This is a genomic window from Brevibacillus sp. FSL K6-6036 (assembly GCF_037964015.1).
Taxonomy (GTDB): Bacteria; Bacillota; Bacilli; order Brevibacillales; family Brevibacillaceae; genus Brevibacillus; species Brevibacillus borstelensis.
In genome coordinates this window covers 3,930,710-3,956,574 of record NZ_CP150173.1, presented here as the reverse complement: position 1 = coordinate 3,956,574, position 25,865 = coordinate 3,930,710, and the positions used below count along the sequence as shown (strand labels likewise).

The window sequence follows — 25,865 nt, the reverse complement described above, 5'->3', positions numbered from 1 at the left end:
AAACAAAAGGAAAAAAGGGGGAAGTGCTGTCTATGGAGGCGACAGAAGCAGTTCATCTCGGCATCATTTCGCTGGTTCCCGCGACGGTCTCTGTCATTCTCGCGTTTTGGACCAGAAATACCGTGTTTTCGCTTGCAGTAGCCTGTTTTCTCGGCATCCTGCTGTCGGGACAAGGCCTGATGGGATTTCCCGCCTTGCTGAAAACCGCGCTCGGTACGACCAGCTTTTCCGGACTGTTGCTCCTGGAGCTGTTTATCGGCGTGATGATCGCATTTTTCCAGCGGACCGGAGCGATCCAGAATGTAACACTGATGCTGGAGCGCAGGCGGTTCACACGTGTGAAAACACAGCTTGTCGCCTGGTTTTTGGGCATGTTCGTGTTCTTCAGCGACTATTTCAGCCCGCTGTTTGTCGGCTCGACGATGCGCAATCTGGCTGACAAGGCGAGAATCTCCCGGGAAAAGCTGGCCTATATCGCCGACTCCACCTCGGCGCCGGTCAGCGTGCTGGTGCCGATTACGGGCTGGGCGGCCTACTTTACCGGCCTGCTGATCGGCGTCGGCACCATCGCCAATGAAGCAGACGCCATGTCCCTGTTCTTAAAGACCATCCCGTTCAACTTTTACGCCATCCTGTCGGTTCTCTTCGTCGGTTTGCTTGCGCTCCGCGTCATTCCGGAATTTGGCCCGATGAAAAAGGCGGAGAAACGGGCATTGGAGGAAGGGAAGGTGCTTCGCGACGGCGCAGACCCGCTGATGGGCTCGGAGCTGACCGACACGCCTCCTTACGAGGGAATCAAGACAAATGTGTTCCTGAATTTCATTCTGCCTGTGATCATCGTGATCTCTATCGCCGTCGGCACCTTTATGACCATGAAGTCGGCCAAAACGATGGAAGCCTTTTTGGCGGCAGCGGTCATACTCGGCATTATCATGCGTATTCAAGGGGTGCCGTTTGCCGACATCATGAAGACGGCGACAGCGGGGATGAAAGGCGTCATGCCGGCCATTCTCGTTCTGGCTTTTGCCTTTTCGCTCAACCAGCTCAGCAAAGACATGGGGACAGCCCACTACATCATTTCCGTCACGGAAGGCTGGCTCACTCCTCATTTGCTGCCGTTCCTGATTTTTATTACCTGCGCCGTCATTTCCTTTGCCACCGGGACCTCGTGGGGCACCTTCGCCATCGTCATGCCGCTGGCCGCTCCGCTCGCTTTCACCTTTTCCGGCGGAGAGGTTTCCATTCTGGTCGTCGCCACGATTGCAGCAGTCGCCGGGGGAGGCGTCTTCGGGGACCACTGCTCGCCGCTGTCCGACACATCGGTCCTCGCCTCCACAGGAGCGGCTTCTGACCACATCGACCACGTCAAGACGCAGCTTCCGTACGCGCTGACAGTCGCGGTCATCTCGGCTTTGCTGTATCTGGTGATCGGGTTTGTGTTTGTGTAGAGCGGGTGATTGCCGTTTGTGGGTAAGATCAAACAGTTAAATGCGCACCAAAAAAACCGGAGGGTATTCCTCCGGCTTTTCTTTTGGCAGGAAGAAAGCTGTGCATTGATAATCCAACACCCTCTCACAAATGTTCTCCTCATTTATATAGTCGAACGGAGCCAAGCTCCGGTTCATGAATTTTTTGCAAGGCACGTTGACATGAGCTGATCAAATGATTTAGACTAAAACTGAAAAAGTTAAAAGTATTAACTATTAAACGTTTTAATAAACTAGGGAGATGGTATAGCCTGCCATGGATGTAAAACAGTCACTATCCAAACAGTTTTCCATCATGATGCACAAGTTTATCGTGGCCTATGGCAAGGCCCTCGACCCGGATATTTCCGGTTCTCAGGTGTATATGCTGGAGATCTTGCAGGACGAGGGAACAAAAAAGAGCTCGGATGTGGCGGCACAACTGGAGATCAGTCTTCCAGCCGTTACGAATCTGGCCAACAAGCTGGTCAAAAAAGGGTATATCAAACGATCTGTCTCCGCAGAGGATCGCCGGGTAACGCTCCTCGAGATCACACCGACCGGGTCGGACGTTTTGAAGCGGATTCTGGACAAGTACCATCATTTGACGGAAACGCTTTGGAGCGGCTTTGCTCCCGAGGAATTGACGCAGCTTCTGCAGCACTACGAAAAAATGGTTGCCAACCTCAAGCATTACCAACCTGACAAGGAGTGAAATGACATGACAACACAACAACAAGTAGCTGTAATCACTGGTGCAGGGAGCGGCATGGGCCGCGCGACTTCGATCAAGCTGGCCGAGCTCGGCTATCGCCTGGTACTGGTCGATTTCAACGAGCAGTTCGGTGAAGAAACGCTCGCGCTCGTAAAGGAAAAAGGCGCAGAAGCGATCTTCGTAAAAGCAAACGTGGCCGAAAGCGCCGATGTGCAAAACTATGTCAATCAAGCGGTCGAGACGTTCGGCCGGATCGATGTCTTTTTCAACAACGCGGGAATCATCCAAAAACCGTACCTGTTCGCAGATATTCCGGATTCCGAGTTTGACCGCATTTTCGCCGTAAACACCAAAGGCGTGTTCCTCGGCATGAAATACGTCATCAAAGTAATGGAAAAGCAAGGCTCCGGCGTGATCATCAACACGGCATCCACGGCAGGCGTGAAGCCCGAGCACAGCCTGGGCGTTTACTCCGCTTCCAAGCACGCAGTCGTCAGCCTGACCAAGTCCGCTGCGATGGAATACGCGAAAACCGGCGTCCGCATCAATGCCATCTGCCCTGGCGGCGTAGCGACCAACCTGGTAGCCGGTTTTGAGCAAACGATCAAAGAAACCGGAAATGTTCCGGAAATCCAATTCCCGCGCATCGGCTACATGGCTGATCCGAATCAAATCGCGAGTGTGGTCGCTTTCATGGCTTCCCCGGGCGCGTCCTACATGACAGGCTCTATCGTCGTTGTTGACGGTGGTCTCACGCTGTAAGCGGCTGTTTCCGCGATCGAACACCATTTGTCAAAACCTGTTCATGCCAACTAGCCGAGAAGGCTGTCCTCCAAGCAGATGCTCTTGCTTGAGGGACAGCCTTCTTTTTTGGATGCATGGTCTTGCGGGGGGTGTACATGTATTACGAAGCTTGCGGCAGCGTACTGCTTTTTGCGAGTCCCAAATGCTCCTGCAGCGTTTTGCGGATCTCGGCCAAGTCCTGCTCGTCCAGCTTGTAGTAATAAATGTTGTTCTTGTACATGCTGCTGCCTTTCAACTGCAGCTTCTCAATATTGACGCTGCTTCCCTTGGCAAAATGATAGAACGCCTCCAGGTCAGACAGCCGCAGGTTCGTCTTCACATTGTCGCCCAGCGCCTCCAGCAGCGCTCCGTACTTGGTGACAGAGCCGAACGACAGCGTTTTGTGGAAGATCGCTTCCAGCACGAGCTGCTGGCGTTTGCCGCGCTCCATGTCGCTGTCTATTTTTCGGGTCCGGACCAGCGCCAGGGCTTCTTCGCCGTTTAACGTCTGCAGCCCTTTTTTCAGCTTGATCGCACGCGGCCTGTCTTTGCTGTCCTGCTCCGTAAACGTGATCGGAACATCTACCTCGACCCCGCCGAGCGCGTCGACGATTTCCATAAACGCCGTGAAATTTACTTTTACGTAGTAATCGACCGGGACGTCGAGCAGACCTTCCACTGTTTCCACCGCAGCGTCCACGCCGCCGAAGGCATGGGCGTGATTGATCTTGTCCTTTTTCTGCTCAACCGGCACGTATACGTAAGAATCGCGCGGAATGCTGAGCAGCTTCACGGAGCGGTCTTTTTTGTTGAAGGTCGCAAGCAGAAGGGCGTCCGTGCGGATGGCTTCCCCGTACTGCTTATGTCTTTGCTCGCTGTCATCGACACCCATGAGCAGGACAGAAAAGCTGTCTGCCAAAGCATCCTTCTTTTCCACACGCTTGGGTGAGATCGTTCCCCGCTGCAGCTCCTGATGGGACTTTTCCTCCAGCATGGCTGCCTTGCGGTACAGATCGACCGCATACCCGGTTGAGACGAACAGCAGGACCAGAATGGGGATTAGCAAAAAAACGATGCGACGCTTGCTCTTTCGTTTTCTTTTTAGATTTTGAGTTTGGTTATTTTTCACAATAAACTCCACCTCGATAGGATGTACACTGAGTGTAGACGATTTTCGACAAGATTTCGTTACAGGGGGGTAACAACTGGCAGAAAGGGGGCATTTTTTGACGAGTTTTTGTTTTCTTCTGAAAACAGGCAGGAAAAATGGCGAACAAGCTGTAAAATTAGGAGAGAGGTAATAGGATAAAGTACCGCGAATATGTTGGCATCGGCAGCACATGTCTGAACGGAAGCTTTCGAATCAAAATGATGAGGGAGTGTAGGACGATGAGCACAAACGAACTTTTGCAAAGTACCTTGCCGCAAATGCTGGAACAAACTTGTAAGCGCTTTCCTTGGCGCTGCGCCGTTTACTTCAAAGGACAGCAATGGGATTACGGGACACTGGGAGTGCTGGTCAAGAAGTTCGCCGCCGGATTGCACAGTCTCGGGATCGGGCAGGGAGACCGAGTGGCGGTCATGCTGCCCAATTGTCCGCATTACGTGGCAGCCTACTACGGCATTCTGCAGCTGGGCGGAATCGTCGTACAGGTCAATCCCATGGCGGTCCCGGCCGAGCTGGAGCATTATTTGACCGACTCGGGTGCCAAAGCCTTGATCACCTTTGCTCCCTTTTTGCCGGTGGTCGAAAAGGTAAAAAGCGCTGAAGGCTTGGCGGCGAGAATCATCGTTGAACTGCCTCCTACGGATTCGGAGCTTCCAGCCGGATGGCTCCGTTTTGAAAACGTCATGGCACTTGCCGAGGATTTGCCGGAGGTGTCCGTGTCTCCGGATGACATCGCGGTTCTCCAGTATACAGGCGGTACCACAGGGCGCTCCAAAGGGGCGATGCTGACTCATCAAAATCTGTATGCCAACGCCTATCAGTCACACATGATCATGGGAGGAGACGTCGACAATCCCGACCGGATCTTGACAGTGATTCCGCTCTTTCACGTTTACGGCATGACCGTTTGCATGAACATGGCCATTTTTGGAGGATCGCAGCAGGTCATGCTGCCCCGCTTTGACCTGGAAGAAGTGCTGCAGACGATCAAGGATACGAAGCCGACGGTATTCCCGGGGGTGCCGACGATGTACGTGGCTGTCAATGCCCATCCGCAGGCGGAAGAGTACGGCATCTCGTCCATTCGCCTCTGCGCAAGCGGCTCCGCACCCCTTCCGGTAGAGGTCATCAAAGGCTTTGAAGCCAAGACGCAGGGCATGATTCTCGAAGGCTTCGGCCTGACGGAAGCCTCCCCGGTCACTCACTTCAACCCGAGGGATAAGCGAAAGGCCGGGTCGATCGGGACGGCTATACCGTTTACAGAGTCCAAAATCGTCAGCCTCCAGGACGGCGAGACGGAGCTGGGGCCGAATGAAGCGGGAGAGCTGGTCGTGCGCGGTCCGCAAGTGATGACCGGCTATTGGGGAATGCCGGAAGAGACGGCGGCAACGCTCAAAGACGGCTGGCTGTACACAGGGGATATCGCCTACAAGGATGAAGAGGGATATTACTATATCATCGATCGGAAAAAGGATTTGATTATCGCCGGGGGCTTCAATATTTATCCGCGTGAGGTAGAGGAGGTCCTCTATCAGCATGCGGCGGTGCAAGAGGCTGTCGTCATCGGCGTGCCCGATGCGTATCGGGGAGAGACGATAAAAGCGTTCGTGGTTCCGAAAAAGGGAGTTGTCCTGACCGAAGAGGAAATCACGGATTTTTGCCGGGAGAACATGGCCGCCTACAAAGTGCCGAGAATCATCGAGTTCCGCGACGCCCTGCCGAAAACGGCCGTAGGCAAGATTTTGCGGCGGACGCTGCGGGAGGAAGCAAAAGGAGCAGGCGCGACGCAAGAATAAGGCTCAGGCGCGACGCAAGAATGAATAAGGGGCAGACAGGACGCAAAAACGGACGGATAATCAGATTGGACGCAGGTGCTGCAACAGCCTTTTTTGTCCGCCCCAAGCTGTTCCAATACGAAACAGCGCTCCTTAAAAACAGAAAACAGAGGGCCGCCTGGGCATCCGGGCGGCTTTCGCTTTTCGTCATGTTTCACGCTCTTGCCCTCATAGAATGAGGCAAACAAGCAAAGAGGTGAAACAAGATCGACATGTGGAAAGCGGTTGTCTCCATCCTGACTGCCTGGTCGCTTGCCAATCTCAGCCTCTTTCCCGCGTTTGCGGGGGCGGAAACGAGCGCGGCAGTGCAGCAATCGGCCCAGGCGCAGCAAGACCCGCCTACTCCGCAGACAGATGAGCCGATCACGGTGACGGTGGTGGGCGACATTTTGCTGGACAAGAGCGTCGGAGCGCAAATCGAACGCTACGGGGTGGACTATCCTTTTGCCAAAACGGCGGAGCTGCTCAAGCAGGCTGATCTGACAGTGGGGAATCTCGAGACTGCCGTCAGCAGACGGGGATCCCCCGAGCACAAGGAATTTACCTTCCGGGCCAAGCCGGAAGCGTTGGCGGGCCTTGCGAATGCCGGCTTCGACGTCGTCAATTTGGCCAACAACCACACGATGGACTTCGGAATGGACGCCTTTTTGGATACGATGCAGCATTTGCGCGAGAACGATATCGCTTACGTAGGCGGAGGAAAGGCGGAGGAGGAGGCGTTTGCCCCCTGTATCCAGACGATCAAAGGAAAGAAGGTAGCAATCATCGGGCTGAGCCGTGTACTGCCCAATCAGAAGTGGTTTGCGGGGAAGAACAAGGCGGGGCTGGCTCACGCCTATTCACGGGAGCCGATGCTCGGCTATGTTCGCAAGGCTGTGGCAGAGTCCGACATCACCATTGCGATCATGCATTGGAATTTGGAGTACAAGGACTACCCTGAGCCGTACGCCCGCCAGATGGCCCGTTTGCTGATCGACAATGGAGTGGATGCGATTGTGGGGTCCCATAGCCATTCCCTCATGGGGGTCGAATGGTACAAAGAGGCCCCGATCTTTTACAGCGTGGGCAATTTCGTCTTTACGACGCCGCGAAATCCAAAGGGCTCCGAGTCGCTGATCGTCACTTTGACGTTTGCCCAGAACAAGACAGACGGCAAGATCATCCCGGCTAAAATTGTAAATGGCCAGCCCGTTCCCCAGGCAGGAGACAATGCGAAAAAGCTCAGGGAGAAGGTTGCGAAGCTCTCGTATGGGGCAGGGGTTGACGAGGCGGGAAATATAACGAGGAAATAAAAGGCAACGAGTTTCGGTGAAAGCAAAAAAGGGTATCTCCTCTATTGTTATGTAGAGGGGAGCAAACCTGATGGATTCCTATAAACACTTTACCCTGCGCTTCTGGCTGATCTTTTTGTTTTCCGTCTCGACGTTTTTGATCGTGCTGAGCTGCGGCGCCGGCATCTATCTGGTGGTCAAGCAGGTGATGACAGATGACATCCTCGACATCAACCGCGCCTATAGCGAGAGGATGGCCCAGACTACCGATCTTATGTTTCAGAGTATGAAAAAGAATCTGGAGACGAGCGCCGGCGAGATCGCCCCTCTTCTGAAAGACCGCCAGAGGCTGCAGCAACATTTGAAGCTGTGGCAGGAAAGCACGTTGTTCTTCAATTCCATCTTGGTCGCAAACAGCAAGGGAAAGATTCTCGCAACGGAGCCGAGGATGGAAGTCGATGGGCGATTTCTGATGTCGAGCGGTGCGAGAGAAGCGCTGGAAAAGAAAAAAACAGTAGTGTCGCAGCCATATAAAGCGATTACGGGCAGACTGATTGTTTTGGTATCCACGCCTCTGTGGGACGAGAACGGAAATTATGCCGGTTTTCTGGGCGGAACGTTCTACCTGGAGCAGGACAACACGTTGCATGAGTTCCTCGGCAAGCATTTTTACGAAGACGGCTCATACTTGTACGTTGTCGACCAGAATGGCACGCTTATCTACCACCCGGAGGAGGAAAGAATCGGTCAAATGGTAGACGGCAACAGCGTCGTCCAAAAACTGATGGACCAAAAATCGGGCGCGGAGCGAGTGGTCAATACGCAAGGCGTCCCGATGCTGACCGGGTACGCCTATGTGCCATCCGCCAATTGGGGGATCGTTTCCCAGACCCCGGAAGAGGAGGCGCTGGCTCCAACCCTGAAGGTCGTCCTCGACATGTTTGGATATATCAGTCCCTTCTTCATTTTGCTACTCTTGATCTCGTTCTCTCTGACCCAGAAAATGGTCAATCCATTGCGCCAATTGGCCAACTACGCCAAAAGCGTGCGAACGGCGGGAACAGAGGTACAGCCGTTTCCGACGATCCCGACCTGGTACTACGAGGCCGAGCAGATCAATCACGCTTTTCAGCAGTATGCGGAGACGCTGCGCCACAAAATGAACGTGATCAAACGAGAGTCATTGACCGACCCGCTGACCGGACTTGCGAATCGCAGATACATCGAAAATACGTTGCGTCAGTGGACGGAAACGAAAAAACAGTTTTCGGTTCTTCTGCTGGACGTAGACGGATTCAAAAAGGTAAATGACGAATTCGGTCACCAGACCGGAGATGAGGTATTGCGCTTTCTCTCCCAGGCGATGAAGCAGCATGTGCGGAAAGGGGACATTTGCGGCCGCTACGGCGGAGAGGAATTTATCGTGCTGCTGCCGGAGACGAGTGCAGAAACGGCGTATCTGATGGCAGAGTCTCTGCGGATGTTTATGAGCGATACCGTCAGTCCCACGGGCGAGCCTGTGACGATCTCGCTTGGAGTGGGGACGATCGCCCCGCAGATCGATACAAAGACATTGCTGGCTCTGACTGACGAGGCCATGTACAAGGCAAAACAGGAAGGACGAAATCAGACGAAGCTGATGAGAACCATTGTGTAGCCGATCCTTAAAAAGCCCGTTCTTTGACGAAATTTGGTCAAGCAGCGGGCTTCTTGCTGTCAACATCCAAGAGAGAGCCGGTGCGACTCAAATCAAGAGGAATAAACAGAGACCTGTCCCAGTAATTATGTAGTATATTTCAGAAAATTCAAAACAACATAAGGAGAGATGAATGGTGAAACGCTGGTTTCCCGGACTTCTGGCGACGATTGTGTTGTCACAGGCAGGTATTGTATCGGCTGCTGCTTCTCCAGTCGGTCAGGTACCGTTTCTGAAACGCCCGTTTATCCCTGCGCAAGCATCCTTTGAGGTAAAGCAGTACGCATATCCGGAGACCAAGCCGATACAAGCTGGCAAGTTTGACATCCAGCACTATCCCCTTTACGACGAGGTGCTGTATTGGCTGGAGACGTGGGCGAAGCAGTATCCTGATCTCGTAGAGCTTCAGTCAGCGGGGAAGTCACTGGAAGGCAGGGACATCTGGCAAATTACGATCACCAACAAAAAAACCGGTACTGCTACCAGCAAGCCGGCTATGTGGGTAGGGGCAAACCGGCATTCCGGAGAAGTGACGACAAGGGTGGCTGCGCTGCATTTTGCGCATGAACTCCTCTCCAAGTACGGGAAGGACCCTGAGATTACCCGCTTGCTGGATACCCGCACATTTTATGTGAGACCTGTTGAAAATCCCGACGGCTCCGAGCTGTACCTCAATACCATTCAAACCAATCGCTCCACCAATCGGCCCGTTGACAACGACGGAGACGGCATCATGGACGAAGATATTCTGGAGGATTTGGATGGTGACGGCTATTCCCGGCAAATGCGTCAGTATGTCGGGATGGGAAAGGGGGACTACATAAAAGACCCGTCTGATTCGTCCGGACGTTTGATGAAGCAGGTTGGAGAAGGAAAAGGAGACTATCGGGTATTGTCCGAGGGCATCGATAATGACGGCGACGGAAAATACAATGAGGATGGCATTGGCGGTTTGGACATTCACCGCAATTATCCGGAGAACTGGCGGCCCATGACGGAACAGACCGGGATGGGATGGACCCAGGGGGGAGCGGGAGAATATCCGTTATCCGAACCGGAGATGCGGTCAGTCGTCTTGTTTCTACTGGAAAATCCCCACATTTCGGTCGTAGAGACGATGGATACCACGGTGCCGATGCACCTGCGTCCCCCATCCACCAGCAAGAGTGAGGAGTCCATGTTTCCGGAAGATCTGAAGTACTATGAGCATTTGGACAAAAAGGGCCAGGAATTGACCGGCTATCCGTGGGCGGGAGACGTTTACTACACGTACCACACCCGCAGGGGCGGCTCGGAAGGGACACCGCTGTTCGGGCATTCGCCTGACTGGGGGTACTTTCAGTATGGAGCGATCTGGTACGGTGACGAGCTGTGGGGGAAACAGGAGTATGTCAAAGACTACAACAAGGACGGCAAGACCGATGAATTGGATCAGCTATGGATGAATGATCACATACCGGAATTGAAGGGCAAGCTGTTCCAAAACTGGATGGCCTACGATCACCCGCAGTTGGGGAAGGTAGAAATTGGCGGCTGGAACCCGAAATTTTGGAACCAAAACGCTCCTGCGGGAAGCTATTTGAAACAGGCGGTCGAAAAACAAAGCAAATTCAATCTGGAGTTGGCCAAATCGCTTCCATTGCTGGTCGTTACAAAGACAGAGGTGAAAAAGAATCAGGACGGTACTTCAACGGTGAGTGTGACGGTGACAAATGAAGGCTTTTTGCCAGATGCGTTAAAGCAGGCATGGCTCGTCAAAATCGTGCGCAAAGGCTCCGCGAGCATCGAACTGGGGGATGGCCTGGCTTTGGCCGACGAGAATACGGATAAAATCCAGGATGCCGGATTCTTTGGAGGCGCCTTGGAAGAGGAAGAGCGGACGAAAACATTTTCCTGGACCGTCAAAGGAAAGGGGAATGCCGAGGTGACCATTCGCTCGACCCGCGGCGGGACCGTGAACGTGGTGATACCTGTCAAATGAGACTCCCACGGCTAGAACCACAGGCTTTCAGTCGGCAATGTCTGTAAAAAAAGCACCAAACGAATGAGGGGCTGTCCAAAAAAGCAGTGAAGCTGCTTGACGGAAGAGCCCCTCGTCTCTTTTCGTGCGCCTACACCATCTTCACTTGGAAATGGTCAAGTCCATTTTTTTCATGCGCTCCTGTCAACAAATCGTTGCAACTTGCACAAGGCCCCAGCCCGTCTGTTTCATTAAGAAGGCAAAGAGGCAGATGCCTGAAAAAAACAGGGCGAAGGAGGCAGCCATATGAGCACGATCCCCGCTAAAAGACGATGCAAGCGAGTACACCGGTACCTTTGGCTAAGGCTGCTGCTTACCCTGACGATAACAGCTACGATGCTGTGGCTTTTTTTCGCGTCGGCCCCGAGCATAAGAGCGACATGGCTTTGGAACACGGAGCTGATCACAGAAAAGGGTGAGGCCATCCTTTCTTTTGCCGAAGAAAACGACATCAACAGAATTTATCTGCACATCGATCAAAAGAATGTGCCGCCGGAAGCGTATCGCACATTCATCAAGGAAGCGAGCGCAAGGGATATACAGGTGGATGCCCTTGGCGGCGACCCTGCCTGGTCGCTCGTCTCCAGTCAAAAAAGCATTGCCTCCTTTATAGACTGGGTGCATGTCTACAACCGTGCTGCGGCTGAAGACGAGCGCTTCACCGGAATTCACGTCGACATCGAGCCGCATGTGCATCCGCAGTGGAAGCGTGACAAGGAAGCCTTGAAAAGCCAATGGATGGAAAACATGCAGCTTGTGGTCCAGGAGACGAAAAAAGATCCCGCTCTGCAGGTGAGCGCCGATATTCCATTCTGGATGAACGAGCTGCCTGCGAGCGAGACGCAGAGCGTCAGTGAATGGCTGATCGGGCAGCTCGATCATGTGACATTGATGGCCTACCGGGATTACGTGGAAGGCTCCAACGGGGTGCTGGACATCTCGAGCCGCATCCTGGACGAAGCAGGATATGATCGGCAAAAAGTGGTGGTCGGCCTGAATGTGCTGGAAAGCGACGAAGGGGACCGGACGACGTTTTATGAAGAAGATACCAAGATCATGCGAGAGCAGGTAAGCATACTCGAGACGCGGATGAAGAAATACTCCGCTTATGCGGGATATGCGATTCATGATTACGAGCAATGGGAAAAGAAAAGCAGGCGTGAAAAAGAACGGTCCTCAGCCAAGAAAACATCGGCGGAATCTGAAGAAAAGCCAAAGGAGGGCAAGAGTGCGGCCGAGGAAAAAACATAGTGTAGTGGAGATGCTGCCGGTAGAAACTCCCTGCAAATTAGGCTATGATGAAGGCAATCTTGAATGTGATCATGCAGCCAATCAGGCAGAACACATATGAACGTAAGCAACTCACGCAGTTTCCAAAATCGCAAGCGATTGTTGGAGACAGGAGAGGAGACGAGCAAAGTGAACCACATCCGTTATGAGCGCAGACGGTATACGAACGGACAGACACCGATCGAAGAGCTGAAACGCTTATCCGAAGCATTAGGCGGCCCTGCCATCTATATCAAGCGAGATGATCTGCTCGGGCTTGCAGCGGGAGGAAACAAGACGCGCAAGCTGGAGTACCTGGTGGCGGATGCGCTCAAGCAAGGTGCGGATACGCTGATTACCTGCGGAGCCGTACAGTCCAACCACTGTCGGCTGACTCTCGCCGCAGCAGTGCGGGAGGGGCTGCGCTGCCAGCTGGTGCTGAGCGAACCGGAAACGGGGGGCTACAATCCCCAGACGAGCGGCAATCATCTGCTCTTTCACCTGATGGGAGCCGAGAAGCTGCAGATCATTCCTGCGGATGGGGATATGCCGGCAGAGATGGAAAAACTCGCTGCAGCCCTGGAGAAAGAAGGACGAAAAGCGTACCCGATCCCGGTCGGCGGCTCCAGCGAGGTAGGGACACTCGGGTATATGGCTTGCGCCGAAGAGATCGAGCAGCAGGCATGGGAGATGGGCATTCCGTTTGACTATGTGGTGACCGCGACGGGAAGCGCCGGGACGCAAGCCGGACTGATCGTCGGTTTTGCCGCCCGCCAATCCTCTGCTTCCGTCATTGGCATCAATGTCAGCCGGGACCGCGAAACGCAGGAGAAAAAAGTCCATGAGCTGCTGCTCTCTACGGCAGAGCTGGTTGGACTGAAGGGAGAATGGCCTGCTTCGCTGGTTCGCTGCGAGGACGAATACGTGGGCCCCGGCTATGCGATTCCGACACCTGAGATGGTGGAGGCCGTGAAGCTGCTGGCCCAAACCGAGGGGATTCTGCTCGATCCGGTCTATACAGGAAAGGCCATGGCCGGTCTGATCGGGTTGATTCGCAAGGGAGCGTTTCGCAAAGAGGATCGGGTGTTGTTCCTGCACACCGGAGGGGCACCGGCGCTGTACACTTATGCAGATGTGTTCTTAGCGGAGAGATAAGGTATGAACAAGTCCGTAATCCGTAATAAGAGGAGAAATACGCCTGCCTTTTGTCGCACTCTCCAGAAGCCGACGCAATGATGCGTCGGTTTTTTTATCTCCTCTGCCGAAAACTGATCCATAAATGTAATGAATTACAAAAGATGGAATTTAAATAACGGTACGATACATACAGAACGAAAATAAGAAGATGAAGCACAAAAATGCGATTATGAAAATAGATAGAATGTAACATTTATGCAGGTTATTCATTGACGATATGTAAGGTTAAGAAATTTCTATTTTTTCTTATATTTACAGATAAGATAGAAATAGAAAACATACAGGGGGGATTTTCGTGAGTCAAAAAAAGTTGACTACCGTGCTGGCGTCCATGCTGCTCCTCAGCATGTCGCTTGTCGGCTGTAATTCGCAAGGTACAGCTCCTGCTCAGAACAACCAGTCGGGCGGCAATACCGCATCGTCCGGCGGCAGCAGCAGTGGGGGCGGCGGGGGCGGCGAAAAGATATTGATCGCCACGCAAAGCCCGCTTTCCGGATCACAGTCCGCCATCGGCGATGCGATCAAGACCGGAGCCGGATTTGCCATTGAAAAGCGGAAAGAGGAGTTCAAGCAGCTCGGCTTTGACTTGCAGTTGTTCCCGCAGGACGATCAGGCTGACCCGAAAATTGGCGTATCCAACGCGGAAATGCTCGTAGCCAACCCGGATGTTTTGGGTGTAGTCGGCCATTTCAATACGGGCGTAGCGATCCCCTCTTCCGTAAAGTATGAGTCGGGCAGTCTGGTCATGGTATCTCCGGCAAACAGCGGGGTTACATTGACGGAGGAGGGCAAAAAGACCGTTCACCGGATCTGTGCCCGCGATGACGCCCAAGGTCCAAAAGGAGCCAAGTATGCCAAAGAAGTGCTCGGCGTGAAATCCGTCTTCCTGATCCACGACAAGACCGCTTACGGGCAAGGGCTGGTCGATCAGGTAAAAGCGCAGTTCGAGAAGGACGGCGTTCAGGTACTGGGCTACGAAGGGGTAAACCAGGGCGAGAAGGATTACAATTTCGTCGTGAATACGGCCGTCGCCAGCAAGCCCGACATGATCTATTTCGGAGGCATCTATCCGGAAGCGGGCATCATCGTGAAGCAGGCGAGGGAAAAAGGATATACCGGCATGTTTATGGGCGGGGATGGCATCGATTCCCCTGACTTGATCAAGATCGCCGGTGCCGCAGCCGAAGGCGTCTATCTGACTGCTCTGGCTGGAGACGCGAAGCAGTCCGAGGAAGGCCGCAAATGGGCGGAAGAATATGAAAAGGTAATGGGCAAAAAGCCGGGAACCTATTCCGACTACGCATATGAGTCGGCCAATGTGATTCTCGACGGACTGGCAGCCGCTATCAAAGAGAACGGCGGGAAAAAGCCGACCCGCGAGCAGGTTCTGGAAAAGGTCCACAGCACGAAAGATTACCAGGGCAAATTCGTAAAGGTCACCTTTGACGAGAAAGGCGACAACGAGTTCGCGGATGTCTTCATGTACAAGTTTGAGAAGGAAGGCACGAAGTTCATCGGAAAAATCGAATAGGAGAGTTATGCAAGAGGGGTTCTGCAAATTTGACAGAGCCCTTCCTTCCTGTCTATTATATACCCATAGGGGTAAGGAGATTGCGCATGCAAACCCTCCTTCCCAGCAAAAAGATCGGCCGGCATAGGTCAGGAGGAAGCCAAAATGAAATACGGAGACAATGTGAAAAACCGCCTGAAACGGGTAGAGGGGCAGGTCCGGGGAGTCCTCAGCATGATGGAAACAGACAAGGATTGCAAGGAGGTCGTCAGTCAGCTCTCGGCCATTCGCTCGGCTGTGGACAAAGCGATCGCCCTGATCGTGGCGGAAAATTTGGCGGCATGCATCAAGGAGGAGCTGGCGGAAGGCAGGGATACCGATCAAGTCGTGCAGGAAGCGATTCAACTGCTGGTCAAGAGCCGATGATGCACTCGGTCTTGACAGCAAAACGCGGCTTACAATATACTAATAGGGGTAGGGGTATATAACGATTGGGAAGCCAGTCTGTTTTTTTGATCTCATAAATACCCCTGTAGGTATAATGGGAGGGAGGAGTTCAAAAATGGAAGCTCAAAAGCAGACGACCATGGTCGTATTCAGCGGTGATCTGGACAAGGCGATGGCCAGCTTCATTATCGCAACCGGAGCTGCAGCCATGGGAAACAGGGTAACGATGTTCTTCACCTTCTGGGGCTTGAACATCTTGCGAAAAGAGCAGCATGTACCGGTGCAAAAAGGATTTTTGGAGAAAATGTTTGAGCGGATGATGCCCCGTGGTCCCGGAAAACTGGGGATTTCCAAGCTGAACATGGGCGGAATGGGCCGGACGATGATGAAGCACATCATGAAGAAAAAGAACGTGGCTTCGCTGCCCGAGCTGATCCAGCTTGCCAAGGAGCTGGATGTGGAGATGATTGCCTGCACGATGTCCATGGACGTCCTGGGAATCAAGGAAGAAGAGCTGGCAGACGGCCTGAAATTTGCAGGAGTGGCAACCTATTTGGCGGAAGCCGAACAGTCCAGGGTCAATCTGTTCATTTAAGCGAAACATTTGGAGCCGTACGTGTTTGAAAGCAAAGAGTGCCGGATCATAAGGGGAAAAAACATCCAAAGCCGTTTCATAGAAGGCTGATTTCCCTGGTGGCTTCTTTCGGCATTTTATATACCTATATGGGTATATGCGTATATAAAGCATGTGATCCTGACCTGCCAAAGCGGGATGAGAAGCAGGCAAGCAGCGAGGATTTTGCTGAAAAACGGGATGAAACAGGCCAGCCATTTGCGCAACAGGCATGTCAGGATGGACAGGAGCAGTGAAAAAGTAGCTTTTGCCTGCATTCAAGCTTAAAACAACCAGGAGGTGATTGATATGTCAGCAGGAGCAATAAACGCAATTCAACTGAACGAAAAGGTGGAGCAGGGTGTTTTCCTGCTCGATGTGCGCAATCCGGAAGATTTTGCGGACTGGAAGATCGAAGGGAAAGAAGTGCGATCTATCAATATCCCGTACTTTGATTTCCTTGACGACAACGAAAATATCTACGGACAGCTTCCCGCTGACGAAGAGATCGTCGTCATTTGCGCCAAGGGCGGAAGCGCCAAAATGGTGGCCGATCTGCTGGACGAGAAAGGCTTTCAGGCGAGCTATCTGGAGCAAGGCATGCAGGAGTGGAGCCAGTTTTACCGCCCGGTGACCGTCATGGAGGAAGACAACCTCAAGCTGATTCAGGTAAATCGGCTGGCAAAGGGCTGCCTGTCCTACATGTTGATCTCAGGAGGCGAAGCGCTGGTCGTCGATCCCAATCGGCATATCGAGGAATACTTGTCGCTAGCCGAGCAGGAAGACGCCGCCATCAAATACGTCCTCGATACGCATCTGCATGCCGACCACATTTCGGGTGGCCATGAGCTGGCCGAAAAAACCGGGGCCGTCTATTACATCTCCTCCAGCGAGATGCAGGGCTCCGAACTCTCTTATGAGCCGCTGGAAAAGCAGGGCATGCTGGAAGTCGGCCGTGCCGAGGCAAAAATTCTCGCTGTTCCTACGCCCGGACATACCCCGGGGAGTGTCTCCGTATTGGTAAACGATCGCTACCTGCTCTCCGGCGATACCATTTTTGTCGGCGGCCTCGGCCGACCCGATCTGGGCGGCAAGGCGGCAGAGTGGGCGCAAGCCTTGTACGACACGGTGTTTACCACAATCGCTTCCCTGCCGGACGACGTGCTGGTGCTGCCGGCTCATTATGCCGAAGCAAGCGAGATTCAGCGGGAGGGATATGTGGGAGCGCCGCTCGGAGAGATCCGCGGAAACAATGAAGTGATGCGGACGGCAAACCGTGATCGATTTGCGGAAAAAGTCGCTCATGCCGTCGGAGCAACGCCTCCCAACTACGAGGAGATCGTCGAAATCAACCGCGGAGCTGCCAGTGCATCTCCGGAAAAGGCGACAGAGCTGGAGATCGGGCCCAATCGCTGCGCCCTTCACCACGGTTAAACCATTGTCAAGAGAACAAAACCAGGAGGCTGCCAAGGAGGTCATATTCATGATAAACGTAGACGTATTTGTAGATGCAAAAGGATTGTCCTGCCCGATGCCAATCGTCAAGGCGAAGAAAGCGATGGATGCGATGGAAAGCGGGCAGGTCATGCAGGTGGAATCCACCGACAAGGGCTCCGTCAACGACTTTCAGGGCTGGGCTCGTTCCAACAGCCATGAGCTGTTGAAAACGGAAGAGGAGGGTGGAGTATATCGGATATTTGTGAGGAAAGGCTGAGGCGAATAAACAATTCGGGGGCCGACTTCCGCCATAGTGGTCGGGGGAAGCCGGCTTTTTGCAGCCTGTTTGTTTCATCGTTGCCGATCCATATTTTCTGTTGATAGCGGAAGTCTGAAAATTATTTTTATGGAGAATAGTTTGTATTGATTTTTTGTTTCAAAGTCGTATAATGATTGTAAAATGGCAAAAGATACCTGCGATGCTCATGATTGGATGAGCTGATTCATACTGGCTGAAATAGGTATCGCTTACAACAACCACTTGTGATAAAGGGTGATGAAGCCGTGCTGAGCGGAGGATTGCTGCGAATCCGTGAATACTTGCAAGATATAAAGCCGTCCGAGCGGAGCGTGGCAGAGTACATCCTGGAGCATCCGCGGGAGGTCATCCGCATGTCGGTCAAGGAGTTGGCGGAGCGGAGCAACGCCAGTCCAGCCGCGATTATCCGCATGTGCAAAAGCATGGGCCTGGAAGGCTTCCCGGAGCTGAAAATACGCATCGCGGCCGATCTGCAGTCCCCTTCCGCCGGAGAGGACGAGTACAAGGAAATCCGTCCTACCGACGACATTCCCACCCTGATCGAATCCGTCACTGCCAATCACATTTTCTCCCTGCGCGAGACGATCAAGGTTCTGGATCCAACTGCCGTCGAGCAGGCGGTTCGGGCCATGTATCGGGCACGCCGGATCGACTTTTTCGGAGTGGGCGCATCCCAGTTGGTCGCTCAGGACGCGCAGCAAAAATTTTTGCGCATCAATAAAATGTCGACGGCACACGCCGATGCCCATCTGCAGATTACTTCCGCTGTCACGCTGACGGACAAAGACGTGGCTGTCGGCATCTCCTATTCCGGGGAGACCCGCCAGGTTTTATCCGCGATCAAAAGGGCGAGGGAAGCGGGAGCAGTCACGATCGGCATTACGAAGTTCGGGCAAAATTCGATGTCGGCGCTGGCAGACATTCACCTGGCCACGGTTTCATCGGAGGCAGACATGCGCAGTGCCGCCACTTCGTCCCGCATTGCCCAACTGGCTGTCATCGACATGCTGTTCATGGGGGTAGCCGCGCAAAGCTATGACAAGGCTGTATCCTCATTGCGAAAGACCCGTCAGGCAGTGCTTGCCGAGTTTCGCACCGATTAGGCAAATCCTATTCAGAATATTGAGACTATATTACCCTGCATATCCGCCGTTCTTTGACTAGCAGATCTGCCGCATTGGCGCTTGTTCAGTCAGCCAGCATACCGTACCCGTGATCCCACTCTATTCGCACTACAGACCGCAGGCAATACCCATACCTTATTGGCAATACATTTTTAATAGATAAATGGAGGGGTCTGCATTGAAACGAAAGAGGAGCTTTTCACTTTTTTTGTCGGCACTCTTGTCTGCCGCCCTGCTGATTACGGCCTGTACCGGTCAGCAGGCAAACACTGGCGATCCGCAGAATGCGAAGAACGATTCTGAGCAGATCGTACTGAAAATGGGGTACTACTCCGATCCTCCCACGCAGAAAAAAATGGAGGAGCTGCTCGCGAAGTTCATGGAGAAGCACCCGAATATCAAGATCACGACAGAAACAGGGCCTCATGCGCAATTTTTCCAAAAGCTGAATACGCAGATAGCAGGCGGCAATGCTCCCGATCTGTGGCTGAGCGACGGGGTGAAGGTGTTTGAATTCGCCGAGCGCGGCGCTGTCAAGGACTTGCGCGAACTGATCGAAAAGGACCTCAGCAAAGAGGAGTACTACGGCATGGACGCCAACAAAGGCCCAGGCGGCGAGGTTTGGGGCGTTCCGCAGGGAATCCAGATCGGGGTGCTCTACTACAACAAAGCCCTTTTTGACAAGGCGGGCCTCAAATACCCGGATGCCAACTGGACGTGGGATCAGGTGAAGGAAGCGGCCGAACTGATGACCATTGACGCTTCCGGAAAAAATGCCAAAGATCCTTCCTTTGATCCAAACAAGGTTTCGGAGTACGGCTTCACCATCTTCAGCAGTCCGGTCGGGGTGAGCCGAGGCTGGTTCCCGCTGATGAAAACGTTCGGCGGCGGCGTGCTGGACAGCAGCCTGCAGAAGGCCGTTCTCGACACGCCTGAAAACAAACAGGCGATCGAGTGGATGGTAGACGGCATGAAGCGGGGGATTTTCCCCGATCCGGTCGACCTGCAAAGCTTCCAGGACCCGTTCAAGCCTTTCCTGAGCGGCGTGTCCGGAATGCAGATCGACATCTACGCCGCGCGGGTAAAAATGCGCGAAGCCGGACTGAACTTCGATGTGGCGCCGATTCCGGCAGGACCTGGGGGCAAACGCTTTGCACCGAGCATCGTCAACTCCTGGGTGATCAGCAAAACGGCCGACGAGAAAAAGACCCAGGCAGCCTGGGAGTGGATCAAGTACTGGGCGACGGACGACGAGGCGCAGAGGGAGTGGGCGTCGCTTGGCGAAGCCATTCCGGTCAAGAAAAAAGTGGCCGAGGAGGTCCTCACTTCCGATACTTCGCTGAACGCGAAGGTTTTCTTGGACAGCATGGAATTCGCCGGTTCCCTCGATGCCAACGCTGTATTTGGCGAATGGCGCAAAGCGTTTGACGAGTCCATGTTCCCAGCGTTTTCCGGCGAGGAGAGCGTCGAGCAAGGCTTGAAAAAGGCCAATGAGGCCGTGCAAAAGGTTCTGGATGGATTCTACAAGAAATAAAAAACGCTTACGGGGGATAGGCAGACATGAATCAAAATACACAACTCACTGGTGAATGGAAAACCGATGAGCGGCCTGTACCAAAGCCCCGAAAACGAAAGCGGCTCGACAGTGAGGGGAGATGGGGGATTTTACTCATCTCCCCGTATCTGATTCACCTGATCGTCTTTGTCGCGTTCACTTCCATCGCATCGCTGTACATCAGCTTTACGGACTATGACATGCTGAATCCTCCCGAGTGGACGGGACTGGCCAACTACAGCAAGATGATCGACGATCCGCTCTTCTGGAAGGCGCTGAAGAACACGCTCTACTTCACGATCCTGCTCGTTCCGATCAAGACAGCGCTCGCTCTGGTGCTGGCTGTCGCGCTGAATCAAAAGCTGAAAGGCTTGAAGCTGTACCGGATCGCTCACTTCATCCCGGTCATCTCGTCCTGGACGGTTATCGCCTACGTAGCCGACTCGATTTTCAATCCGCGCTTCGGCTGGGCCAACAGCCTGCTCGTCAGCCTGGGACTGGAGCCGAAAAACTGGCTGGCCGATGAGCAGCTGGTCATTCCCGTTCTCGTCGCGGTGGCGATATGGAAGGGCGTCGGCTACATGATGGTGCTGTTTCTGGCCGGTTTGCAAAACGTGCCGGGCGACCTCTACGAGGCAGCGGAGATCGACGGAGCCGGACCCTTGCAAAAGTTCTGGCGCATCACAGTGCCCCTGATCTCGGGGACGACCTTTCTCGTGCTGATCCTGAGCACGATCAGCTCGTTCCAGAGCTTTGAACAGATTTACGTCATGACGGCAGGAGCGGTCGATGGCGTGGCAGGCGGTCCCAACAATGCCAGCCTGGTGCTGATGCTGCACCTGTACCGCGAAGGCTTCACCTTCTTCCACATGGGCTACGCATCCGCGATTGCCTGGGTGCTGTTCCTGATCCTGTTTGTCTTTACATTTATGCAAATGAGACTGCAAAAACGCTGGGTCCACTACGATTGAGGAAAGGGGGCAGCCACATATGAGCATACGTAAAATACTCGCCTATGCCGCTATCGGAATCAGTTCGGCCATCATGTTCATTCCCTTCCTGACAGCACTGTTCAACTCCTTGAAAACAGTGGGCCAATTCAACAAGTATCCGCCGGAGCTGTTCCCCGATCCGATCAAGTGGAGCAACTATTCGGAAGTATGGGAACTGGCCAATTTCAGCACCTATACGTTGAACAGTCTGACGGTGTCGGTGCTCTCCATCCTGGGGGCGATCCTGTCCAGCTCGATGGTAGCGTACGCTTTTGCCCGGCTTCAGTTTCCATTCCGGGATACGCTCTTTATGATCGTGCTCGGAACGATGATGATTCCCGGCGTCGTCACGATTATCCCGCAGTTCATCATCTTCAAGCAGCTCGGCATGCTGGATACGCTGATGCCGCTCTGGGTGCTGGAATGGCTGGGACAGCCCTTTGGCATTTTCCTGATGAGGCAGGCGTTTTTGGGAATTCCCCGGGAGTACGAAGAAGCGGCCAAGATCGACGGCTGCAATCCGTTCCAGATTTACTGGCGGGTCGCCCTGCCGATGTGCAAGCCGTCGCTGGCTACGCTCGCGATTTTCACCTTCATGGCGAAATGGAACGAAATCCTCGCTCCCGTCATCTACATCACGACCCGGGAAAAATACACCCTGCCGGTCGGCATTCTGTCGTTAAAGGGGCAGTGGACAGGGGGGAACGACCAGTACCTGGTGGCTGGGGCGTTGATCAGCCTGATCCCGATCCTGATCGTATTTCTGATCGCCGAGAAGTATTTTGTGGAAGGAGCCAGAAGCTCCGGGCTGAAGTAAAAGCTGGCTTCCAAATGAACGGAGGAGCAATATGGAATATCATCCGTGGTCGTCAAAATGGCTGGACGCCGTATGTCAGCTTTGGAATGAGCAGTGCGGCGACCGTTTTCCGATGAGACCCGAGCTGCTTCGGCAGAACAGCCTGGATGATCCGCATCTGCTGCCGGAGGGCTCATGGGTTGCCGTAGAGAAGGAAAACCAGCGCCCGGTCGGCGTCGTCATCGCCAAGAAATGGAGCGAAGCAGATCCTGTCACATGGGGAAAAGGCTCGGGCTGGATACAGGCTCTCCTGGTGGACCGGGCTTGCCGCAGGCAGGGGATTGGCGCAGAGCTGCTGAAGCGGGCGGAGAGTGCGCTCTTTCAGCAGAACGTCGAGAAAATCAGCCTGGGGAGCGATTGGTGGCACTATTTCCCGGGTGTTCCCGACGAGGAACAGGAGACGATGCGCTGGGCAGAGAAACGGGGGTACATCGCCGGGAAGCAGCTGTTTGATTTGATCTCCTCGCCGGAGGAAACAGCGGGTAACCGGTCAGCATCCGGCGTCGGGCAGCCTGCGACAGGCAAGGAACGGCCAGCATCCGGCGTCGAGCAGTCTGTGTCCGGCAAAGAACGGCCTGCGTTCGGCACCGAGCTGCCCACCTTTGCGGAAGTCACGTTTCGGGAAGGCAAGCCCGAGGACCGCGACGCGCTGATGGCCTTTTTCAACAGATGCTTTCCCGGACGGTGGGAATACGAAGCGCTCTGCTATTTCGAAAAAGGGGGGACCGGACGGGAATTTGTCCTCGCGGAGAAAAACGGGGCGATCATCGGCTTTTGCCGGATCAATGATGCCCGTTCGCCCATTATCGCCCAAAATGTGTACTGGGCTCCGCTCTTTGCCGACGAACTGGGCGGGATCGGCCCGCTCGGCATTGATCCGCAGGAGCGAAAGTTCGGATACGGGCGGGCGGTTGTCGAGGCGGGCATATTCTTCCTTCGGCAGCGCGGAATTGAGCGGATTTGCATCGACTGGACCGACCTGGTGGACTTTTACAGAAAGCTGGGCTTTGAGGTGTGGAAGGGGTATCGCAGCTACTCCAAAATCTTGAACGTGGGGTAAAAGAAATCAAGGGGACACTTCCACCCAAGACTCTGCAAGGAAGCCAAGCTGCAGCAAAGCTGCCTCAACAACGGTTGAGGCAGCTTCTTTTTTCTGCGGCACGGTACTCAGATCATTTTACGCTGAAAATAAACGAATCCGGACAGGAAAAACGCGATGAAGCTGCCCAAAATGACGATGAACAGCGTTTCTGGCGGCACGCCCAACACCCCAGGTTCGGCTTGTTGCGCCCCCGAGAGCATGGCAATCATTGGCTGCGCCCACGGGTACCACGGGCCGTATTTCTCGGAGTTGACCAGCAGGATGTTCGGCAGCGTGAAGATGGCGCTTACCGCCATCGGTGCAGCGAAGCTTGACCAGGCCACGGAGACGGCGAGCTGCAGCGCAGCCAGCGGCATGCAAGCCACCCACCCCCCGACGAGGCTGCTGACAAGAATATCCCAGGGAACAGCTGCCGAGTAACCCTTGACCGTTCCGACCGCCAGCAATCCTGCGAGCAGAAGGCATTGGGTCAAGAGCAGCAACCCCATCACCCAAACGAATTTCACCACATAGACGGTACCGCGGGAAACGGGCAGCGCAAGCATCTGCTTCCATCCGCCGCCGACATGCTCGTAGCGGCAGACGAACGCAGACAGTACCCCGGTCAGCAGCGGCAGAAACAACAGGCCGTGAGGGGCCGCCATCATAGTGTACGTCATTCCCCATGCCATCTCTTCCATCTCTGGAGTGATTCGCATCCCCAATCCAAAGATCGTGGACAATGCAGGACTGACGAATACCAGCAGCCAGATCGGCGATTTCCGCAATTTCAGCAGCTCAGATCGGAAAAACCTCCACATGGCCTAACTCACGTCCTTTCGGATGAAATGGATGAGACCGATAACGTAAATGACCAGCCCCAGGAGCAGGCCCGGTCCAGCCGAATAGAAGGGTTCGTTCCACTGATTTTCAAGGTAGAGCCATTTCAGCGGAACCCAATCACCCACCGCTGTCCCGAACAGGCAGAGGACAGAGAAAAGAACGCCTGTCGTCAACGGAATCGCCTGATTTTTGATCGTGATCGAAAGCCAGGTTTGCAGTGCGGCAAAGGGCATCGCCGCAAGGAATGGCAAATACGACTTGACCAGCAGCGTGACAAGCGGAATATCGGTGCCGTATCCGAGGGCGATGCCGAGAACCACTGTGCCGGCTGCCAGCAATGTGCAGGCGCACACCAGAAGCGTGCAGAGCAGGGTGAACTTGCAGGCAAAGACGCACCACTTCGATACGGGCAAGGCCAATGTCTGTTTCCAGGCGTTCGTCTGGTGCTCGATGCCCGCAATCATGGAGGCGACAATCGCAATCCCCATCAGCAGGGTCGGCACCGAAAGCTGGTGCACGTTTCCGATAACCGCCCCCCACAGATCGTCGGCATACCGCTTGGTCAAGTAATCGTACCGGAGGAAAAAATTTAGTGCCTGCAACCCCACAACGCCGAGCGGGCCGAGCGCGATCAGAAGCCAGATCCCTTTGCGGCGGATTTTGAGCCATTCGGATGCCATCACTCCCCGCATCATAAGCTGTCGCCTCCACCGGTCAGCTCGAGGAACATGTCTTCCAGAGAACGCTTCTCCTCTTCCACCCGATACACGGAAATATCGTTGTGCACAAGAAGTTTGACCAGCCGGGCCAGCTGCTCGTCGGATTCGTGAGGCAGCAGCAGCCGATTTGCATCGGTCAGCTCCCATTCCGCCTGGATTCCACTGGCAAGCAGCATCTTCCATGCGGCCTCGCCTTGATCGACGCTTATTCGGATACGGGAGCCCGAGTGCTGCCTGAGCGCTTCGATCGAATCCTGAAAAATCAGCTTGCCCTGGGCGATAATGCCGACCTGCGTGGCCATCTGCTCTACCTCGGACAATAGGTGGCTTGATACCAGAACGGTCATGCCAAGCTGCTTCGGCATGCTCTTGATCAATTCGCGCATCTCCAAAATGCCGGAGGGGTCCAGGCCATTCGTCGGCTCATCCAAAATGAGCAGCTCCGGCGAGCCAAGCAGCGCCGTCGCGATGCCGAGCCGCTGCTTCATCCCGAGGGAAAAGCCCTTGACCGGCCGCTTCGCTTCCTTCGTAAGCCGCACGACCGACAACACCTCGTCGATCCGGGATCGCGGCACATCCAGGATGCAGCGTACCGCCTCCAAATTTTCATAGGCCGTCAGGTGTCCGTAGTAGGACGGATATTCGACCAGCGATCCGACGCGCCGCAGCACCGACAGCCTGTCCTTTTGCAGATCGCGTCCAAAGATCCGCACGGTGCCGCGAGTCGGCCGGATCAGGCCGAGCAGCATCCGGATCGTCGTTGTCTTTCCCGCGCCGTTCGGCCCGAGAAAGCCGTAGATTTCACCTTGGCCGATCCGCAGGTCCAGCCGATCGACGGCCATTTTATTTCCCAGCTTCTTTGTCAATTGATTGGTTTCGATTACGGCTTCGCTCATGACAGTTCATCACCTCAATACCGGATTGTAGCGGTGCGAGGTTAAATCCAGGG

General features: G+C 54.2%; 23 protein-coding genes. 19 read left to right on the top strand and 4 right to left on the bottom strand.

What is annotated here, in order from left to right:
* Positions 1-32 precede the first annotated feature (32 nt).
* The 3 genes from NST37_RS19645 to NST37_RS19635 all read left to right on the top strand — a co-directional run bounded on the left by NST37_RS19645 (position 33) and on the right by NST37_RS19635 (position 2,943).
* A complete protein-coding gene (locus tag NST37_RS19645) occupies positions 33-1,448 on the top strand; it encodes a Na+/H+ antiporter NhaC family protein (RefSeq protein WP_003389601.1) in 1,416 nt (471 codons plus the stop codon).
* 295 nt (positions 1,449-1,743) lie between these two features.
* Positions 1,744-2,181, top strand: coding sequence for a MarR family transcriptional regulator (locus tag NST37_RS19640; RefSeq protein ID WP_003389600.1), 438 nt, complete (start codon positions 1,744-1,746; stop codon positions 2,179-2,181).
* A 6-nt stretch (positions 2,182-2,187) separates the two neighbouring features.
* Positions 2,188-2,943, top strand: a complete 756-nt coding sequence (locus NST37_RS19635; protein WP_003389599.1) for a glucose 1-dehydrogenase — start codon at positions 2,188-2,190, stop codon at positions 2,941-2,943.
* Positions 2,944-3,085: 142 nt separating this feature from the next.
* Here NST37_RS19635 and NST37_RS19630 read toward each other — a convergent pair whose 3' ends face one another.
* Positions 3,086-4,096 carry an LCP family protein gene (locus NST37_RS19630; RefSeq protein ID WP_024983427.1) on the bottom strand — a complete coding sequence of 337 codons (1,011 nt, stop codon included), beginning with the start codon at positions 4,094-4,096 and terminating at the stop codon, positions 3,086-3,088.
* A gap of 257 nt (positions 4,097-4,353) precedes the next feature.
* Here NST37_RS19630 and NST37_RS19625 point away from each other — a divergent pair, with 257 nt between their 5' ends.
* From NST37_RS19625 to NST37_RS19550, 16 genes are all read left to right on the top strand, one after another.
* Positions 4,354-5,928 carry a long-chain fatty acid--CoA ligase gene (locus NST37_RS19625; RefSeq protein ID WP_003389597.1) on the top strand — a complete coding sequence of 525 codons (1,575 nt, stop codon included), beginning with the start codon at positions 4,354-4,356 and terminating at the stop codon, positions 5,926-5,928.
* A gap of 251 nt (positions 5,929-6,179) precedes the next feature.
* Positions 6,180-7,259 (top strand): CapA family protein, encoded by a 1,080-nt coding sequence (locus tag NST37_RS19620; RefSeq protein WP_339185678.1) that lies wholly within the window; start codon positions 6,180-6,182, stop codon positions 7,257-7,259.
* 70 nt (positions 7,260-7,329) lie between these two features.
* Positions 7,330-8,895 carry a sensor domain-containing diguanylate cyclase gene (locus tag NST37_RS19615; protein ID WP_339185677.1) on the top strand — a complete coding sequence of 522 codons (1,566 nt, stop codon included), beginning with the start codon at positions 7,330-7,332 and terminating at the stop codon, positions 8,893-8,895.
* A gap of 172 nt (positions 8,896-9,067) precedes the next feature.
* Positions 9,068-10,915, top strand: a complete 1,848-nt coding sequence (locus tag NST37_RS19610; RefSeq protein WP_051925355.1) for a M14 family metallopeptidase — start codon at positions 9,068-9,070, stop codon at positions 10,913-10,915.
* Between the two features lie 285 nt (positions 10,916-11,200).
* On the top strand, positions 11,201-12,205 hold the full coding sequence (locus NST37_RS19605) for a hypothetical protein (protein WP_003389591.1): 1,005 nt from the start codon (positions 11,201-11,203) through the stop codon (positions 12,203-12,205).
* A gap of 168 nt (positions 12,206-12,373) precedes the next feature.
* On the top strand, positions 12,374-13,378 hold the full coding sequence (locus tag NST37_RS19600; RefSeq protein ID WP_171506453.1) for a D-cysteine desulfhydrase: 1,005 nt from the start codon (positions 12,374-12,376) through the stop codon (positions 13,376-13,378).
* 373 nt (positions 13,379-13,751) lie between these two features.
* On the top strand, positions 13,752-14,951 hold the full coding sequence (locus NST37_RS19595; protein ID WP_051567342.1) for a branched-chain amino acid ABC transporter substrate-binding protein: 1,200 nt from the start codon (positions 13,752-13,754) through the stop codon (positions 14,949-14,951).
* Between the two features lie 144 nt (positions 14,952-15,095).
* Positions 15,096-15,356, top strand: coding sequence for a metal-sensitive transcriptional regulator (locus NST37_RS19590; protein ID WP_003389588.1), 261 nt, complete (start codon positions 15,096-15,098; stop codon positions 15,354-15,356).
* A 136-nt stretch (positions 15,357-15,492) separates the two neighbouring features.
* Complete coding sequence (locus NST37_RS19585) at positions 15,493-15,972, top strand: DsrE/DsrF/DrsH-like family protein (RefSeq protein ID WP_003389587.1); 480 nt, start codon at positions 15,493-15,495, stop codon at positions 15,970-15,972.
* 327 nt (positions 15,973-16,299) lie between these two features.
* The gene (locus NST37_RS19580; protein WP_339185676.1) at positions 16,300-17,424 is read left to right on the top strand and encodes an MBL fold metallo-hydrolase; all 1,125 of its coding nucleotides are present in this window, start codon (positions 16,300-16,302) and stop codon (positions 17,422-17,424) included.
* 49 nt (positions 17,425-17,473) lie between these two features.
* On the top strand, positions 17,474-17,704 hold the full coding sequence (locus NST37_RS19575; RefSeq protein ID WP_339185675.1) for a sulfurtransferase TusA family protein: 231 nt from the start codon (positions 17,474-17,476) through the stop codon (positions 17,702-17,704).
* A 287-nt stretch (positions 17,705-17,991) separates the two neighbouring features.
* Positions 17,992-18,849, top strand: coding sequence for a MurR/RpiR family transcriptional regulator (locus NST37_RS19570; protein WP_003389584.1), 858 nt, complete (start codon positions 17,992-17,994; stop codon positions 18,847-18,849).
* A 199-nt stretch (positions 18,850-19,048) separates the two neighbouring features.
* Positions 19,049-20,404 carry a sugar ABC transporter substrate-binding protein gene (locus tag NST37_RS19565; RefSeq protein ID WP_003389583.1) on the top strand — a complete coding sequence of 452 codons (1,356 nt, stop codon included), beginning with the start codon at positions 19,049-19,051 and terminating at the stop codon, positions 20,402-20,404.
* A 26-nt stretch (positions 20,405-20,430) separates the two neighbouring features.
* Positions 20,431-21,396 carry a sugar ABC transporter permease gene (locus NST37_RS19560; RefSeq protein WP_003389582.1) on the top strand — a complete coding sequence of 322 codons (966 nt, stop codon included), beginning with the start codon at positions 20,431-20,433 and terminating at the stop codon, positions 21,394-21,396.
* A gap of 19 nt (positions 21,397-21,415) precedes the next feature.
* Entirely contained in the window at positions 21,416-22,234 is an 819-nt protein-coding gene (locus tag NST37_RS19555) for a carbohydrate ABC transporter permease (protein ID WP_003389580.1), read from the top strand.
* Positions 22,235-22,265: 31 nt separating this feature from the next.
* Positions 22,266-23,333, top strand: a complete 1,068-nt coding sequence (locus tag NST37_RS19550) for a GNAT family N-acetyltransferase (protein WP_171506444.1) — start codon at positions 22,266-22,268, stop codon at positions 23,331-23,333.
* A 107-nt stretch (positions 23,334-23,440) separates the two neighbouring features.
* Here the strand turns inward: NST37_RS19550 and NST37_RS19545 are convergent, their stop codons facing one another.
* Genes NST37_RS19545 through NST37_RS19535 form a run of 3 tightly spaced genes read right to left on the bottom strand, consistent with a single transcriptional unit; the run spans position 23,441 to position 25,812 of the window.
* Entirely contained in the window at positions 23,441-24,175 is a 735-nt protein-coding gene (locus NST37_RS19545) for an ABC transporter permease (protein ID WP_003389577.1), read from the bottom strand.
* Between the two features lie 3 nt (positions 24,176-24,178).
* A complete protein-coding gene (locus tag NST37_RS19540; RefSeq protein WP_003389576.1) occupies positions 24,179-24,892 on the bottom strand; it encodes an ABC transporter permease in 714 nt (237 codons plus the stop codon).
* Positions 24,889-25,812 (bottom strand): ABC transporter ATP-binding protein, encoded by a 924-nt coding sequence (locus NST37_RS19535; RefSeq protein ID WP_024983416.1) that lies wholly within the window; start codon positions 25,810-25,812, stop codon positions 24,889-24,891. The genes NST37_RS19540 and NST37_RS19535 overlap by 4 nt, the downstream gene beginning before the upstream one ends.
* Positions 25,813-25,865: the final 53 nt, after the last annotated feature.